The following is a 16104-nucleotide window of genomic DNA, read 5'->3' on the forward strand; positions in this document are numbered from 1 at the left end:
AAATTGCGATATATGTGCTGATGCGAAGAATAGATGAAAATGGTTTGATTTTATAACTCGAGGGTTGCTTGGATCTATCCTCTCGTTCATGAGGTAAAAGCAGTTTCTCGAACCTTCAAGAAGCGTTGGAGTTTAGGGTGTATTCTGATGCGAGCATTAGCGCTGTCGCTGGCGCGAATGGCCTGGATTATGCAAAAAATAAAAATCGCGGTGGCCGATCGAGCGCGAAGGGGCGTGATTTTGAAATCGTTTACGGCGCTTACCGTATCGTTCTTGAGGCCGCAAATGCTTTGCGCGATGGTGCCCTCGGAACGGATATATCTTTCCACGACCAAGTGCTCTGTTTCGTAGACGACTTCGTGGCGTCTGGGCCCGGTGGCCGTACTTTAGCGCAACTCAAAAGTGGCGCGGCTAGCTGGACTGGAGGCGACCATCCCCTCGGGGACGATTTTCGCTTGCAGGCTAAACTCGATGCCACATGTGGCGTCGCAGCAAATTACGAACTCGTTGTAGGTGACGATGCGCGCCGGGATGCGCTTCTTATCGATCGCCCGACCGACCTCTCTGCTGTCTCGGTGGTTTCGTTTCCTGGGGAATTGGAAGATCTCGATCTAATTTCACGGCTTGACGATCTTGCCGCTGCACTCGCCGAGCTGAGTCCGAGGGATGCGGAGCGCGTTGTTCGGGAGCAAGTTTGGCGTATGTTGCTAGGCACTTGGCAAGGCTCTCGCGGTGATCAGACTCTCGCTTCGATCATCCATGCCGCTGGGCATGGGCCTGGCGCAATCGTTGCCCCTTTATCACCGCCCTATATCTTGTCAGACGAGGCGAAAAAAACTCTCGACAAAGTGGATGGTCTTCGATTCAATATCCACAAGAATTTTTTCACCTACGACGCGTTAGGTTGGATGGTGCGTGGCATTGCCGACTATCACTGCTATACACCTCAGTTTGAGGCGTTCGTGACGGAGCTAACGACCTCCCAGCCGACAGACTTTTTATCGTTTTGGGCCGTGTTGAAGGCGCACATATGAGCTACACTCGAACATTGTCGGAGCTTGCATCTACAGCTGAAGCTTCAGCTATTAACGCATTGACTCAATTGGCAGATGAAACCCTTCCACCTGAGGCGTATGGCCGTGCCATGAGGGCCGTCGGTCATGAGTTAGGACGCTGTTTTGCTCGCGACGTTGGGGTGTCAGGAAAGAATGTTTACCTCGCTGTCACAGTCGAAGATGCGGATTACCTCGCCGCTGGCATCGCGGCAGCATTGGTTGAGGCCGGAGCGAAAATTGCGGTTGCTTGCTTTTGGAATACTCGCAAGAAGGCCGGCGGATACAAGTGGCTGGATGTCGCTACAATTGTAAATGAGTATCGGGAGCCTATGCCCGAGCATTTGGAGCATCTCGTGGTTGTTAAGTCGATCATTTCGGGTGCTTGTGTTGTAAAGACGAACCTTATGCACCTTTTGGAGACGGCTCAGCCCGAGCAGATCGATATTATGGCTCCAGTTGTGCTTGAAGGTGCCGAAGATAGGCTGGCATCTGAATTTGACCCTGATACAGTAAGCAAATTCCGTTATTGGCTTCTCGCTAAGGATGACACAAAAGACGATACTGGAAACGTTGTTCCGGGAATTGGGGGTGAGGTTTATGGTCGTCTAGGTTTTGACGGCCAGCAAGGGAAGAATGCTCATTTCCCTGAGTTCATCAAAGAAAGGGTAGCAGCTCGGCTATAGATGCTCTTTGGTTTGTTGGCTGCAACTGTTTACTTGGTAGCAGCAAGCTCTTGCAAATCTCCCTGTCCTACACCCCCCATCCCATGCCATAACCCCAGCCGTTCTTTCCCACCGTCCGCCCCTCGCACTCCGCGCCGGCCCACCTCCTGGCGCGCGCCATTTCGCAAAAATTCTCCTATTGCGAAATCCGCGGCACCCGTGCGTCCGCCGCAGTTTCGCGTTGCCCGCGACACTGTGTACTTCGCAACGCCGCGCCCGCCTGCAAAACGCGCCGTCTACGCCTTCACCACCCGCCACACCTCTGCTACAGGCCGCCCCCATGCTTAACCTCAACGGTATCACCGTGTGCCTGGGCGGCCGCACTATCCTCGACCGCGCCGCTGCCGCGCTGCCGCCGCGCAGCCGTGTCGGCCTGATCGGCCGCAACGGCGCGGGCAAGTCCACGCTGATGAAGGTGATGATCGGCCAGCTCGACCCGGACGAAGGGTCGTGCGACATGCCCCGCGACACCCGCCTCGGCTATATCGCGCAGGAAGCGCCGTCGGGCACCGCGACCCCCTTCGACACCGTGCTCGCCGCCGACAAGGAACGCGCCGAACTGATGGCGGAGGCGGAGCATACCGAAGACCCCGATCGCCTCGGCCATATCTATGAGCGGCTGACGACGATCGACGCCTATACCGCCCCGGCCCGCGCCGCCCGCATCCTCGTCGGCCTCGGCTTTGACGAGGAAATGCAGGGCCGCCCGCTCGACAGCTATTCGGGCGGCTGGAAGATGCGGGTGGCGCTCGCCGCCTTGCTCTTCTCCAATCCCGACCTACTGCTGCTCGACGAACCGTCGAACCATCTCGACCTCGAAGCCACGCTCTGGCTGGAGAATTTCCTCAAGGCCTATCGCGGCACCGTGGTCGTCATCAGCCACGAACGCGACCTGCTGAACAATGTCGTCGACTATATCCTCCATCTGGAGGGCGGGAAGGTGACGCTCTATCCCGGCGGCTATGACGCGTTCGAACGGCAGCGCGCCGAACGGCTCGCCCAGCTCGAATCGGCCCGCGCCAAGCAGCAGGCGGAGCGGGAGAAGTTGCAGGACTATGTCGCCCGCAACAGCGCCCGGGCCTCGACCGCGAAACAGGCCCAGTCCCGCGCCAAGGCGCTGGCCCGGATGCAGCCCATCGCCGCCGCGATCGAAGATCCGACGCTGCATTTCGGCTTCCCAAGTCCCGCCGAACTGCGTCCGCCGCTCATCACCATGGACATGGCGGCGGTCGGCTATACCGACACGCCGATCCTGCGCCGGGTGAACCTGCGCATCGATCCGGACGACCGTCTGGCGCTGCTCGGCCGCAACGGCAACGGCAAGACCACGCTGGCCCGCCTGATCGCCGCGCAACTCGCCCCGATGGAGGGCGCGGTGCAAGCCACGTCCAAGATGAATGTCGGTTACTTCACCCAATATCAGGTGGAGGAACTGGACATCACCGACACGCCGCTGGAGCATATGACCCGCGTCATGAAGGGCGCGACCCCCGGCGCGGTGCGTGCCCAGCTTGGCCGCTTCGGCTTTTCCGGCGAGCGCGCGACGCAGAAGGTCGGCTCCATGTCGGGTGGTGAGCGTGCCCGTCTGGCGCTCGCCCTCATCACGCGCGATGCGCCGCACCTGCTGATCCTCGACGAACCGACCAACCACCTCGACGTCGACAGCCGCGAAGCGCTGGTACAGGCGCTCAACGACTATAGCGGCGCGGTGGTGATCGTCTCGCACGACCGCCACATGATCGAACTGGTCGCCGACCGCCTGGTGCTGGTCGACAATGGCACCGCCCAGCCGTTCGACGGCTCGCTGGATGACTATACCGACATCATCCTGCGCAAGGCGGACGGCAACGGCACTGGTTCTGGCGGCGATGCGCCCAAGGTCGACCGCAAGGCCGACAAGAAGGCGGCCGCCGAATGGCGCGAAAAGCAGAAGATACTGAAAAACGCCGTCAACAAGGCCGAGCGCGAGATGACCGCCCTCTCGACCGAACGCAGCCGGATCGACCAGGCCCTGTTCGACCCCAAGTCCGCGACCGGCGCGGAGGCGAAGATGACCACCAGCCAGCTGATGGTGAAGCGCGCCGAACTGGAAAAGAAGCTGGAAGCCGCCGAGGAAGTCTGGATGGAGGCCGGCGCGGCGCTGGAGGCGGGCTAAGTCCGCTTTTGGTCGGATTCCGGCGCGAAAAATGCTATAAGGATCTTCCCTGACGGCACGCCTCAGGGGGTGAGGCCTGGCTTCCGGGGAGCGTAGTTCTGCCGGGAGATCCGCGATGAAATCGGTCCTGCTGCATATCCACGACGACCGGGGCGCCGACAGCCGCCTTCAGGCGGCCTGCGACATCGCCCGCGCCTGCAATGCCCATGTCCAGTGCGTCCAGGTGACGCCCATGCCCGACCTGATCGCGCCAGACATCTATGCCGGCTCCGGCTTTGCGCCCACGATCGCGGCCGAACTCCACGCCATCGACGAAGCGTTCCGCGCCCGCGTGGAATCCCGCCTCGACCGGGAGGATATCGCCTGGGACTGGCGGCAGGTGGACGGCGACAGCATCGGCGGGCTGCTCTCCGCCGCGCGGCTTGCCGACCTGATCGTCGCGACCCTGCCCGAAGGCCGCCGGACCGACAGTCTGGACCCGCTGCCGATCGTCGCTGACCTGGCGCTGGGCGGGCGCACGCCTGTCCTGGCCGTGCCGCAGGCCGCGCGCGGGGTCGCCATCATCGGGCGCGCGCTGGTCGCCTGGGACGGCTCGGCCGAATCCTGCGCCGCCCTGCGCGCCGCCGTGCCGCTGCTGCGCCTTGCCGAGACTGTCGACATCGTCACGGTCGAGGAAGCGAGCAAGGCCGCTTTCCCCGCGACCGGCGCGCCCGAATATCTCGCCCGCCACGGCATCAAGTCGCAACTATATAGCTGGCCGCGCAAGGAACGCCCGATCGAAATCGCGCTGCGCGAGGCGATTGATTCGCTCCATGCCGACTGGGTGGTCATGGGCGCCTTCGGCCATAGCCGCTGGCGCGAACTGATATTCGGCGGCGTCACCCGCGCAATGCTGCGCACCGCCCGTGTCCCGCTGCTGCTGGCGCATTAACCGGGATCAGCGACCCATCAGCATGAAGGGCGCCCAGATATAGGGCTGCGCCGCATCGGGGTGGCGGGAGGCGATCAGCTTCAGCATCGCCTTCTGCAACGCGACCGCGCGCGGCAGGCCGCGGCCGGCGCCCTTCACCGTCTCCAGCGTGACGAAAGCGCTGGCATCGTCGCGCACCGGCCAGTGCGACACCAGCAGCGATCCCGCACCGGCATAGCGGAACGCCTGCGCCAGCCCCGAATAGGCCGCCGCCTGCGCCTTTTCCCCCGCCGCCGTGTTGCAGGCGGACAGGATCACCCAGTCGGCAGCGATCCGCATGGCGGCGACTTCCGACGCCGTCAGCAGCCCGTCATCGCCGGCGTCGTCTGTGCCCGGCGGCGACAGTAGCAGCGCCGCTTCATTCACCCCCGCCATCTCTCCATCGACCAGCCCATGGGTCGCGAACAGGATCACGCCATAGGATGACAGGTCGCGCGTGCGCAGCGTCGCCTCATTTGCTTCCGCCCCGACCAGCAGGGTCGCGTGCCCGGCGCCGAAGCGTTTGGCCACCGCCCGCAATTCGGCCAGCGATCCGGGCAGCGCCGGCAGATCCGACAAGGCGCGCACCTCCGTACCGCTCGCGCCCCGCGATGCCACCGCGCCCTGACTGTCCGTAAAGGCCTGAGGCGCGCCGACGCCAAGGAGCGTCTGATTGCGCATCGCCATCTGCCCGCCTTGCGCTGGATGAATGGCGAAACCGGGCTGTACGCGGATTGCAAAACGCCGGACCAGCCATGGCACATTCTTGTCCACTGCAGCTATGGGCCGTTCCGGCAGCATGGCGAAGGGCAGCGACGCGAAAGCGCCGGTGGGCACGATCCGTAATATCTTTGCCTTGCCCAAAGTCCCGAGGATGCCGGGCGTGAAAATCTCGCGATACAGGTCGTGCGCCGCTGCCTGGTCGAAGCCCGCCGGCGTCAGTGACCCGCGCAGCCGGTGGACCAGCGCGACCATCGCGGCGCGATCCATCCGCGCCCGTTCGATTCGCGCGCCATCCGCGCTCACCGCCAGCAGATAGACGCCGTCAAATGCCGGCATCACCGCCAGCAGCGCCTCTTCCCTACGCAGGCCTGCACGCAGGGCGTCCAGGTCGGGTCGCTCCCCGCCATGCGCCTCGACCCAGCGGGGATAGTCGCGCGCGATGGCGCTTCGCTCGGCCTCGACCTCAGCCGCCACGTCTGCGCGATCGGCCCGCGCCGTTGCCACCTCCTCGTCAACCGCCAGCGCCTTCAGCAGGCGGCGGTCGGCCACCTCCAGCGCCTTCACCCTGTCCTGCAATCCGCGCACCCGCGTCGCCAGCGCCGGATCCTCGACCAGCCGCTGCGCCACCAGCCGGTTCGCCTGCGCGATGCGCGATCCCGCCAGCACGGCCATGGCGTCGAGCGCCAGCGCGGTGTCCTGCGTCTGCGCGGCAACGGCGAGCACGGTGTCGAGCGCCGCGCGCTGATCCTCGGTCAGTTCGCCATTGTCGTTCATCGCCGCCCCATCGCGCAGCACGCCGGTTAGCCGCCGTGCCGCCTCGCCAAGGTCGCGACGGTCGGGCGTGGTCCAGGCCGTCAGCATCGCCGCCTGCGCGAGGGGCAGCGCCGGCGCGTTATCGAGTTGCGCCGTCTCGGTGGTGAAAGCACCCGCGGCCCGGCCCGCCTCAACGCCGCGCCCTTCCTCGATCAGCGCCGGGATCAGATAGGGAAAGACGCGCTGCCCGATGTCCCGATCCTTGTCCGACTCGGACCGGACCCGCGCCAGTGCCGTATCGAGCCGCCCGATCGCCTCGGCGCGCCGCCCCTCCGCCAGCGCTGCCGCAGCGGCAAAAGCCAGCGCGCGTGCCGATTGCGGGCTGTTCTCGCCCTCGATCCGGCGAAAACCGCGCTCAGCCTCCAGAAACAGCGGCTCGGCATCCGCATAGCGCTCCAGCGGCAGCAGCACCGATCCCAGATTTTGCAGTCCGAATTGGAAATAGAGGCTCTCCGTGCCCACCGTCTCGCGCTTGATGGCGATGGCACGTTGCAGATAATCGAGGCTCTCGCCCCGCCGCCCGGTACGCGACAGCAGCAGCCCCAGCGCCTCCAGCGCACGGGCGTAGCTCGGATGCTTGCGGTCGACATGGTCGGTGGCGATGTCAACCGCGAGCCGCGCATATTTTTCCGCCTCGCCATCGCGGTCGGCGCGCTGGAGCATCTGCGCATAGGTGTAATAGGAACCGATCGTGTCGGCGCTATTTGGCCCGGCCGCCGCGATCCGCGCCTCCATGCTGGCCTTCTGCGCCTCGACCGCCTCGGCATTGCGGCCCAGCCGGGTCAGCGCCTGCGCGTGGGTGAAGGCGATGTTGGACCGCAGCATATGCGTGTCCTTATCGATCCTGTCCGCCGGGGTGCGCGCGATATAGGTGTCCATATAGCGGCTCGCCCCCGCCAGCGTATCGGCTCCCCCCGCCACGTCGCCCAGCGCGATCTGCACATAGCCTTTAATCGACAGCCCCTGCATCCACGCGATTGGATAGGCGTCGGCAAAGGGGGCGAGCAGGCGCAAACCGTCATTCGACCGGGCCAGCGCGTCCGGATTCTTCCCGTCGATCTGGTCCATCGAGGACAGGTTGATGAGCGCCACCCCGGCCAGCGGATGCGACTGGCCACCGATCTTCGCTTGCATCGCCGCATCATGCAGCCGGCCCCAGGCGTCGCGGGTCTTCTGCGACATGGACAGGGCATAGTCGTCGCTGTTGAGCAGGTCCGACGCTTGGCGTTCCAGCGTGTAGAGCCGCGCAAAGCGGGGATTGTCGGTGGAGAAGTTGGACGGTGCGGCAGCGATCGTCGGTTGCGCAATCGCCAGCAGCGCAAACGCGGCCAACCAGCGCGTGGAAAGTTTCATCTCACCCCCGCTTCCTTGAGTCGACCCGCCCCCCTCTTGGGTCGCGCGCTGGCCAGCGTCAAGATGGTCGCGGAGGCGTAACGATCAACCCGCCAACGTCAGCCGCCAGTCCCAGCGCAGCGGATCGCCGTCCATCACCTCTACCCCGCGCGCCACCAGCGCATCGCGAATCTCATCCGACTGGGCGAAATCCTTTTCCGCACGGGCAGCGGTCCGGCGCTCCAGCTCGGCCGCGATCTCTTCCGGCATGATCTGCGCATCCTTGGGTCGGATGCGCAGGTCGGCGCGATTGAGCGTAAGCAGATTGAGACCCAGCGCCTGGTCGAAGGCGGCGATCAGGCAGAGCTTCTCGTCCACCGGCACCTTCTTCATGCCAATGGCCTCTTCCAGCAGCGGCAGCGCGCGCGGCGTCATCAGGTCGTCGGCGATTGCCGCGTCGAACTGCTCCAGCAAGGGCGCCAGTTTGGGGTGGAGGTTGGCGCGCAGATAGTCGAGGCGCGGCGACTGCCAGGTGATGCCCTCGGCGCGCGCCTTCAGACCTTCCACGCCCATGACCAGCCGCTTGAGCCGCGTCAGCGCCGCCGTCAGATTCTCCGCGCTGAACTCCAGTTCCGACCGGTAATGCGCGCCAAGGCAGAGCAGGCGGTAGGCGATCGGATGCACGCCCGCGTCGATCAGCGAGAAGAGCGTGGTGAAGCCGCCCTTGGACTTCGACATCTTGCCCTGCCGATCTACGAGGAAATTATTGTGCATCCACCAGCGCGCGCCGGTGAAGCCCGCAGCCACCGCGTTCGGCTCGCCGCAGCAGGCGTGGAAAGCCTGGTTCTGCGCGATCTCATTGGGGTGGTGGATCTCGCGATGGTCGATGCCGCCGGTATGGATATCGAACGGCTGGCCAAGGCGGGCTTGCGACATGACCGAGCATTCCAGATGCCAACCCGGCGCGCCCTTGCCCCAGGGGCTATCCCATTCCATCTGGCGCTGCTCGCCGGGCGGGGACTTGCGCCAGATGGCGAAGTCGGAAGCGTTGCGCTTGCCCGCCACCGGATCGATCCGGGCGTGCGCCGCATCGTCGCGCCCGCCAGCCAATGCGCCATAATCCGGCACGGTGCTGCTGTCGAAATAAAGGCCGCTGTCCAGCTCATAACAATGATCCGGCGCGATCTTCTCCGCGAACTCGATCATCTGCGGCACATAGTCGGTCGCGACCGTCCATTCGCTCGGCGCGATGATGTTGAGGTCGGCGATGTTGGCCTTGAACGCCTGGGTATAATGGGCGGCAATGTCCCAAATGCTCTTGGCGCTGGCTCTGGCCGCTGCCTCCATCTTGTCGTCGCCGGCGTCGGCGTCGCTGGTCAGATGGCCGACATCGGTGATGTTGATGATCTGGGTGACGTCCAGCCCCTTCCACAGCAGGGTCCGGCGCAGCGTGTCGACAAAGACGTAAGCGCGCAGGTTGCCGATATGGGCGTAATTATAGACGGTAGGCCCGCAGCTATAGACGCGCGCATGATTGTCCTCGATCGGCGCGAACGGCTCGATCGCGCGGGTCAGGCTGTTGAACAGGCGCAGCGGCGCAGGGATATGCTGGTCGTCGGACATGGTGGGAAGCCATGTCGCGAAGCGGGGCGGGGGTCAATTGTAATAAAATGTTGCAGACGGGCCGATCCCTTGCAGCCGGGCGTTGGCCACCCGATATTGTCTATGCGGGCCGGGCCCCTCTGGCGACATGGATCTTCCCTCTGATCCAGTCGCGATGTCGGACCGCATCGGGTGTGCCCGGTGCAGGTTTTGCGGCGATTTGCCCCCTCTCGTTGCCGCAGGAGACCGCACCGGGCCACTCGAACCAACTTTTTTGGAGTGAGTGTTCCTGATGAATAATCCCGTTCGCATGCCGGGCTATGGTGCCAGCCAGACGGCGCAGACCGACGCCGGCCTGCGCGCGCACATGCTGGGCGTCTTCCGCAACATGGGGCTAGGCCTGGTCATCACCGGCTTGGTCGCCGCTCTGGTCGGCAATACCCCGGCGCTGGCCGCCGCTATATATGGCACGCCGCTCAAATGGGTGGCGATCTTCGCACCGCTGGCCTTCGTGTTCTTCTTCAGCTTCCGCATCGAAAAGATGACGACGTCGGGCGCGCGCACCGCCTTCTACGCCTTCGCCGCCGTCATGGGCGTGTCGCTGGGCAGCGTCTTCCTGGTCTTCACCGGCGGCAGCATCGCCCAGGCCTTCTTCTCTGCGGCGGTCATGTTCCTCGCCATGGCGCTCTGGGGTTACACCACCCAGCGCGATCTGACGAAGATGGGCAGCTTCCTCATCATGGGTCTGATCGGCATTATGGTGGCGAGCCTGATCAATCTCTTCATCGGTTCTTCGGCGATGGCGATGGTCATCTCGATCATAGGCGTGGTGGTCTTCACCGGCCTTACCGCCTGGGACGTGCAGCGCATCAAGTCGGAATATTTCTATTATGCCGGCCATGAAGTGGCGCAGAAGATGCAGGTGATGGGTGCGCTGTCGCTCTACCTGAACTTCGTCAACCTGTTCCAGATGCTGCTCAGCCTGACGGGCGAACGCGAATAATGCGTGATCCTGCTCAGGTGTCGGCGATGCTCTGCCCGGTCTGTCATGTCGGTTTGGCGATGACGGACCGGCAGGGTGTCGAGATCGACTATTGCCCGCAATGCCGGGGCGTCTGGCTGGACCGGGGCGAACTTGACAAGATCATCGAGCGGTCGGCGCAGGCAAACGCTCCGGCCCCGCAGCCCGCACCCTTCTCCCAGCAAAGCTACCGCCCGGACCGTGACGATGGGCGCTACTATCAGAAAAAGCGGAAGAAGAGCTTTCTGGAAGAGCTGTTCGATTGAGGAAAAGGCCGGTCCCGATGGGGCCGGCCTTTTTCATTCAGTGCGCCGCGCCCCAACTCGGCCCGGTGCCGATTTCCACGCCGAGCGGGACGCTCAGCTTCACGATCGGTTCGGCGGCGGTTTCCATTACCTGCCGGATCACCGCGCTCGCCGCTTTCACATCGCCTTCGGGCAGTTCGAACACCAGTTCGTCATGCACCTGCAGCAGCATCCTGACGTCGGGCAGCCCCGCCGCCTCCAGCGCCGGTCCCATGCGCGCCATCGCCCGTTTGATGATGTCGGCGCTGGTGCCCTGAATGGGAGCGTTGATCGCGGCGCGCTCGGCGCCCTGCCGTTCGTGCTGGACTGATGCCTTGATGCGCGGGAACCAGGTCTTCCGGCCGAACAGCGTCTCCGTGTAACCTCGCTCGCGCGCCTTCTCGATCGTCTCGTTGATATAGATGCTGATGCCGGGGAAGCGCTCATAATAGCGGCTGATCATGTCCTGCGCCTCGTCCGCGCCGATCTCCAGCCGCCCGGCCAGACCCCAGCGCGAAATGCCGTAGAGGATGGCGAAGTTGATCGTCTTCGCCCGGCCGCGCGTGTCGCGATTGACCTCGCCGAACAATTCCTGCGCGGTGCGGTTGTGGATGTCCTCGCCCGCCTCGAACGCTTGCCTGAGCGCAGGCACATCGGCCATGTGCGCGGCCAGCCGCAATTCGATCTGGCTATAGTCCGCCGCCAGAATGACATTGCCCGGCTCGGCGACGAAGGCATGGCGGATCTGGCGGCCGACTTCGGTGCGGATCGGGATATTCTGGAGGTTCGGATCGGTCGAGGACAGGCGACCGGTCTGCGCGCCGGTCAGCGAGTAGCTGGTATGGACGCGGCCCGTATCCTTGTTGATCTGGGCCTGAAGCGCGTCGGTATAGGTGGATTTGAGCTTCGACAGCTGCCGCCAGTCGAGAATCTTGGCCGCGATCGGCGCGCCCTGCGCCTTCAACTGCTCCAATATGGTCACGTCGGTCGAATAGGCGCCCGACTTGCCCTTCTTGCCGCCCTTGTAGCCCAGCTTGTCGAACAGGATTGCGCCCAGCTGCTGGGTCGATCCGATCGCGAAGGGCTGGCCGGCAATCTCGTGGATTTCCGTTTCCAGCGCCGCGATCCCCGCAGTGAACTCCGCCGACAGGCGCGACAGCGCTTCCCGGTCGACCTTGATCCCCTGATGCTCCATCTTCGCGATCACGCCGACCAGCGGGCGATCGACCAGTTCATAGACGCGGTTCGCGCCTTCATTGGCGATCCGAGTCTTGAACCGCTTCCACAGGCGCAGCGTGACATCGGCATCCTCGGCCGCATATTCGGTCGCGCGGGACAGGGGGACTTCGGCAAAGCTGATCTGGCTCTTGCCGGTGCCGACCACTTCCTTGAAGCTGATGCACTGGTGGTTGAGATGCACCCGCGCCGCCTCGTCCATGCCATGGCCGGCGAGGCTCTGCCCGGCGTCGAGGTCGAAGCTCATGACGATGGTGTCGTCATAGGGCGCAATCTCGATCCCGTGCCGGCGCAGGACGGTCAGGTCATATTTGAGATTCTGGCCGATCTTGAGGACGGAGTCGTCCTCCAGCAGCGGCTTCAGTTTCGCGAGCACCAGGGCCTTGTCGAGCTGTTGCGGCCGTTCCGCGAACATGTCGGTGCCGCCATGGCCGACCGGGATATAGCAGGCCTTGTTCGGGCCGGTGGCAAGGCTGATGCCGACCAGCGCGCAGGATACGCAGTCGAGCATGTCGGTTTCGGTGTCGACCGCGACCAGCCCCTCGGCATGAGCAGCGGCGATCCAGCGATCCAGCGCCTCCTCCGTCACGACCGTTTCGTAAAGGCTGCGGTCGATCGCCGGTTCGTCCGCATGGGCGGGCGCAGCGGGCGGCGCAGTGTCGGTCGCAACGGCAGCGGTCGCGGCCACCGCGACAGCGGCGGCAGGCGCGCCGAGGCGGTTGAGCAGCGTCTTGAAACCATGGTGCGACAGGAATGCCTGCAACGGTTCGGGCGGAATGCCCTTCAGCGTCAGGTCGTCCAGCGGTTCGGGCAGGTCCATCGCGTCGTGCAGCGCCACCAGTCGCCGCGACAGCCGCGCCATGTCGGCATGGGCGATCAGGTTTTCCTGCATCTTCGACTTCTTCATCGAAGGCGCGGCCTCCAGCGCGGCTTCCAGCCCGCCATATTCGGTGATCAGCTTGGCGGCCGTCTTGGGACCGATACCCGGCACGCCGGGCACATTGTCGACACTGTCGCCCATCAGCGCGAGCACATCGCCCAGCTGTTCGGGCAGCACGCCGAACTTGCCCATGACATAGTCCGCGCCGCGCCGCTCATTCTTCATCGTGTCGTACATGTCGACGCCGGGCTGGATCAGCTGCATCAGATCCTTGTCCGAACTGACGATGGTGACATGCCATCCCGCCGCGACCGCCGCCTTGGTGTAGCTGGCGATGATGTCGTCGGCCTCGAATCCGGCTTCCTCGATACAGGGCAGGGAGAAAGCGCGGGTCGCGTCGCGGATCATCGGGAATTGCGGGACGAGATCCTCCGGCGCGGGCGGGCGGTTCGCCTTATACTGGTCGTACATGTCGTTGCGGAAGGTGTGCGACCCCTTGTCCAGCACCACGGCCAGATGGGTCGGCCCCGTCGCCTTGCCCAGCTCCTCGGCCAGCTTCCACAGCATCGTTGTATAGCCATAGACCGCGCCCACGGGCTGGCCATGCTGGTTGGTGAGCGGGGGAAGCTGGTGATAGGCGCGGAAGATATAGCCGCTGCCGTCGACGAGATAGAGATGATTCTGGGTCATGGGGGAGGGGATAGAGCATCGCGCAGAAAAGTGGGAACCGGTTTTGTGCTTCAGCGATGCGACAAAGGACAGAAGCAGCGGCTAAGGTCATCCCCTCCAGCTTTCGGACCAGTCGCGCGTCAATGCCTCTGCCGTGGCGTCGATCAGGCGCGGTTCGGTGCGGCCGGTCAGCGCATAGGACATGTCGCCGCGCCGCCAATAGGCGACCGATTCCGCGCCTTCCTGCACCGCATCGGGCCGTTCGGGCGCATGGCTGCGATCGCGTACGGCAAAGAGCGAGAAATTCTGTCCTGCCTCGGTCTTCACCGCGACCACCAGCGCCGGGCCGCGCTCGGTCGGGAAGAGCTGGACGTCGGTCACGCGCCAGTCTTCGGGCAGATGCGGCATGGCGATATGGGTGTTGGTGGCGATCTCGCGTGCATTATAACGGGGCGTTTCGACCTGCGACACCATGGCGGCGCGCATCATCGCGATGCGGTGCGAATTGACCGCATAGTCGACATAATCGGGCGGGCCGGAGGGACGCAGGAAGACCAACGCCAAACCGGCAGCCGCCGCCATGCCTCCCATGGCCGGCAGCGACCGGCGCCAGACCGGGCGGGTGGGCCGGGGCGGTATCGCCTGCAATTTCACCGCCGTATCGGCCATCGCATCCGGCATGGCGCCGGGACGCGGGATCATCAGTCGCAGCGCGCTGCGCGACGACAGGTCGGCCATGACCTGCGCTGCCTGATCGGGGTTGCGCGACAGATGCGTCTCCACCACGAAGCGGCGGGACAGTTCCAGCTGGTCGTCGACATAGGCGTCGAGTTCCCGTGCATTCACCTCATTGCTCATCCTGTCCTCCCACCAGCCGGAGGTGCGACCCGGCTTTCCCTGTTCGATCCTCGCGCAGCGCGCTGCGGGCCCGTGACAGGCGCGACATGACCGTGCCGATCGGCACGCCCAGCACGCCGGCCGCTTCCTGATAGCTCAATCCCTCGATCGCAGTCAGGTGCAGCACCGCGCGCTGGGCGTCGGGCAGGGCGGCAAAGCCCCGCGCAATCTCCGCCAGCCGCATATGCTCCTCCTGCCGCGGGGCGATGCTCGACAGCAGGGTTTCGGCGAAGCGATCGTTGCGCCGGACTTCGGCCGCCTCCCGGCGCTTTCCCGAAATGAAGACATTATGGACGATAGCCAGCAGCCACCGGGTGCGGCTGCGCTCGGGCTGATAGGTTGCCTCGCGCTCGATCGCGCGGAGCAGCGCATCCTGCACGACGTCGTCGGCATCCTGATCGTCGCGGGCGAGCGAACGGGCATAGCGGCGCATCGCCAGCAGGTCAGCCTCCATGTCGCGCCGTTCGTCCATATGCCGCTTATCCCGTGCGGGTCAGCGCCGGGCAAGCCTCGACAGAGTCGAAAGCGAAGGACCGATGCTGGAGCAGCGCGCCATAGGCATGGGCGACGACGTCCAGCACATCGTCCCAGACATGGCCCCGCGCCTCTTCCGCCGCCGCCTGCCGCATGGCGGCGAGCCGCGCCGGGTCGTTCATCAGGGTGATCGCGGCATCGGCATAGGCCTGCCCGTCGGCGGGTGGCAGCAGCAGGCCGGTGCGGCCATGGTCGACCAGCGCGGCGGCGCTCGGCACATTTGCCGACAGCACTGCAAGGCCCGATGCCATCGCCTCCAGATTGACGTTGCCGAACGCTTCGGTGACGCTGGGGTTGATCAGCATATCGGCGCTCGCCACCGCCCGGCCCAGCGCCTTGCCGCTCAGATGGCCCATGAAATTGGCGTTGGGCAGGCGCTGCGCCAGCCAGGAGCGGGCCGGGCCTTCGCCGACGATCATTGGCCGGACATGATGCCCCTGCGCACGGATCGCCGCGACCGCGTCGGCAAAGACGTCCAGCCCCTTTTCCAGCACCAGCCGTCCGAAGAAGAGCGGGACGATATCGCCTTCCTCATAGCCATGGGCGGCACGGAAGAGCGGGTCGCGGCGGGTCGGCGCGAAATCATGCGGGTCGATCCCCCGGCCCCACACCGCGATCTTGTCCGCGCCATGGCGCGCCGCCATCTCGTCGCGGATCGGCGCGGTCGGCGCCAGGATCAGGTCGGCATCGCCATAGAAGCGGTCGAGATAGCGCTCGATCGTCCCGCGCAGGAAGGACAGGCGATAATAATCGAGATAGGTCTCGAACCGCGTATGCAGGCTGGCGACGACCGGGATGCCTCGCGCCTTTGCATATTTCTGGGCCTGCCGCCCCAGCCGGTCGGGGCAGGACAGATGGATGATGTCGGGTGCAAACGCCTCCAGATCGCGCCGCACCCCGCGCGTCAGGCCAATTGCCACGCGATATTCGGGACGGCCCGGAATGGTGAGCGAAGGGGCGGAGCATATGTCGCCGACCGACTGGAAGGCGGGAAAGGGCGCGGTCGGCGAATAGACACGCACCTCCATCCCCACCCGGTAGAGAAGATGGGCGACCAGCCGGTTCAGCGCCCGATTCGCGCCATCGCGCACACAGTCATAATTGCCGGAGAAGAGCGCGACGCGGATCGGTTCCTGACCGGTAAATCCGGTACGAAGAGGAATGACATTATGGTCGGCCGGGAAGCGGGAAGGTGCATTCATGCCCGGCATACGTATGCCGGCGGCGATTTA

General features: G+C 64.6%; 12 protein-coding genes. 6 read left to right on the forward strand and 6 right to left on the reverse strand.

Annotation, left to right across the window (positions count from 1 at the left end; genetic code table 11):
* Positions 1–137: 137 nt before the first annotated feature.
* The 4 genes from DM806_RS15065 to DM806_RS15080 all read left to right on the forward strand — a co-directional run bounded on the left by DM806_RS15065 (position 138) and on the right by DM806_RS15080 (position 4863).
* Positions 138–1034: a hypothetical protein gene (locus DM806_RS15065; RefSeq protein ID WP_179043991.1), complete on the forward strand. Its 897-nt coding sequence runs from the start codon at positions 138–140 to the stop codon at positions 1032–1034.
* On the forward strand, positions 1031–1738 hold the full coding sequence (locus DM806_RS15070; RefSeq protein ID WP_179043992.1) for a hypothetical protein: 708 nt from the start codon (positions 1031–1033) through the stop codon (positions 1736–1738). The genes DM806_RS15065 and DM806_RS15070 overlap by 4 nt, the downstream gene beginning before the upstream one ends.
* A 319-nt stretch (positions 1739–2057) precedes the next feature.
* Positions 2058–3932 (forward strand): ABC-F family ATP-binding cassette domain-containing protein, encoded by a 1875-nt coding sequence (locus DM806_RS15075; RefSeq protein ID WP_179043993.1) that lies wholly within the window; start codon positions 2058–2060, stop codon positions 3930–3932.
* A 115-nt stretch (positions 3933–4047) separates the two neighbouring features.
* Entirely contained in the window at positions 4048–4863 is an 816-nt protein-coding gene (locus DM806_RS15080; protein WP_179043994.1) for a universal stress protein, read from the forward strand.
* A 6-nt stretch (positions 4864–4869) separates the two neighbouring features.
* Here the strand turns inward: DM806_RS15080 and DM806_RS15085 are convergent, their stop codons facing one another.
* Positions 4870–7770 carry a CHAT domain-containing protein gene (locus DM806_RS15085; RefSeq protein WP_179043995.1) on the reverse strand — a complete coding sequence of 967 codons (2901 nt, stop codon included), beginning with the start codon at positions 7768–7770 and terminating at the stop codon, positions 4870–4872.
* An 84-nt stretch (positions 7771–7854) separates the two neighbouring features.
* Entirely contained in the window at positions 7855–9372 is a 1518-nt protein-coding gene (gene cysS, locus DM806_RS15090; RefSeq protein WP_179043996.1) for a cysteine--tRNA ligase, read from the reverse strand.
* A 271-nt stretch (positions 9373–9643) separates the two neighbouring features.
* Here cysS and DM806_RS15095 point away from each other — a divergent pair, with 271 nt between their 5' ends.
* Both DM806_RS15095 and DM806_RS15100 read left to right on the forward strand, forming a co-directional pair.
* Positions 9644–10354, forward strand: coding sequence for a Bax inhibitor-1/YccA family protein (locus DM806_RS15095; RefSeq protein ID WP_179043997.1), 711 nt, complete (start codon positions 9644–9646; stop codon positions 10352–10354).
* Entirely contained in the window at positions 10354–10638 is a 285-nt protein-coding gene (locus DM806_RS15100; RefSeq protein WP_179043998.1) for a TFIIB-type zinc ribbon-containing protein, read from the forward strand. Before DM806_RS15095 ends, DM806_RS15100 begins: the two co-directional genes overlap by 1 nt.
* Positions 10639–10675: 37 nt before the next feature.
* Here DM806_RS15100 and polA read toward each other — a convergent pair whose 3' ends face one another.
* From polA to DM806_RS15120, 4 genes are all read right to left on the reverse strand, one after another.
* Positions 10676–13462, reverse strand: coding sequence for a DNA polymerase I (gene polA, locus DM806_RS15105; RefSeq protein WP_179043999.1), 2787 nt, complete (start codon positions 13460–13462; stop codon positions 10676–10678).
* Positions 13463–13549: 87 nt separating this feature from the next.
* Positions 13550–14299, reverse strand: coding sequence for an anti-sigma factor family protein (locus DM806_RS15110; protein WP_179044000.1), 750 nt, complete (start codon positions 14297–14299; stop codon positions 13550–13552).
* Positions 14289–14810, reverse strand: a complete 522-nt coding sequence (locus tag DM806_RS15115) for a sigma-70 family RNA polymerase sigma factor (protein ID WP_179044001.1) — start codon at positions 14808–14810, stop codon at positions 14289–14291. The genes DM806_RS15110 and DM806_RS15115 overlap by 11 nt, the downstream gene beginning before the upstream one ends.
* A 7-nt stretch (positions 14811–14817) precedes the next feature.
* Positions 14818–16074, reverse strand: coding sequence for a glycosyltransferase family 4 protein (locus DM806_RS15120; RefSeq protein WP_256869329.1), 1257 nt, complete (start codon positions 16072–16074; stop codon positions 14818–14820).
* Positions 16075–16104 lie beyond the last annotated feature (30 nt).

The organism is Sphingobium lactosutens (assembly GCF_013393185.1).
In the GTDB taxonomy this organism is placed as follows: domain Bacteria; phylum Pseudomonadota; class Alphaproteobacteria; order Sphingomonadales; family Sphingomonadaceae; genus Sphingobium; species Sphingobium lactosutens_A.

Coding starts and splice junctions, on each gene's coding strand:
- DM806_RS15070 (WP_179043992.1), top strand. CDS start 1,031: ATGAGCTACACTCGAACATTGTCGGAGCTTGCATCTACAGCTGAAGCT.
- DM806_RS15075 (WP_179043993.1), top strand. CDS start 2,058: ATGCTTAACCTCAACGGTATCACCGTGTGCCTGGGCGGCCGCACTATC.
- DM806_RS15080 (WP_179043994.1), top strand. CDS start 4,048: ATGAAATCGGTCCTGCTGCATATCCACGACGACCGGGGCGCCGACAGC.
- DM806_RS15085 (WP_179043995.1), bottom strand. CDS start 7,770: ATGAAACTTTCCACGCGCTGGTTGGCCGCGTTTGCGCTGCTGGCGATT.
- cysS (WP_179043996.1), bottom strand. CDS start 9,372: ATGTCCGACGACCAGCATATCCCTGCGCCGCTGCGCCTGTTCAACAGC.
- DM806_RS15095 (WP_179043997.1), top strand. CDS start 9,644: ATGAATAATCCCGTTCGCATGCCGGGCTATGGTGCCAGCCAGACGGCG.
- DM806_RS15100 (WP_179043998.1), top strand. CDS start 10,354: ATGCGTGATCCTGCTCAGGTGTCGGCGATGCTCTGCCCGGTCTGTCAT.
- polA (WP_179043999.1), bottom strand. CDS start 13,462: ATGACCCAGAATCATCTCTATCTCGTCGACGGCAGCGGCTATATCTTC.
- DM806_RS15110 (WP_179044000.1), bottom strand. CDS start 14,299: ATGAGCAATGAGGTGAATGCACGGGAACTCGACGCCTATGTCGACGAC.
- DM806_RS15115 (WP_179044001.1), bottom strand. CDS start 14,810: ATGGACGAACGGCGCGACATGGAGGCTGACCTGCTGGCGATGCGCCGC.
- DM806_RS15120 (WP_256869329.1), bottom strand. CDS start 16,074: ATGAATGCACCTTCCCGCTTCCCGGCCGACCATAATGTCATTCCTCTT.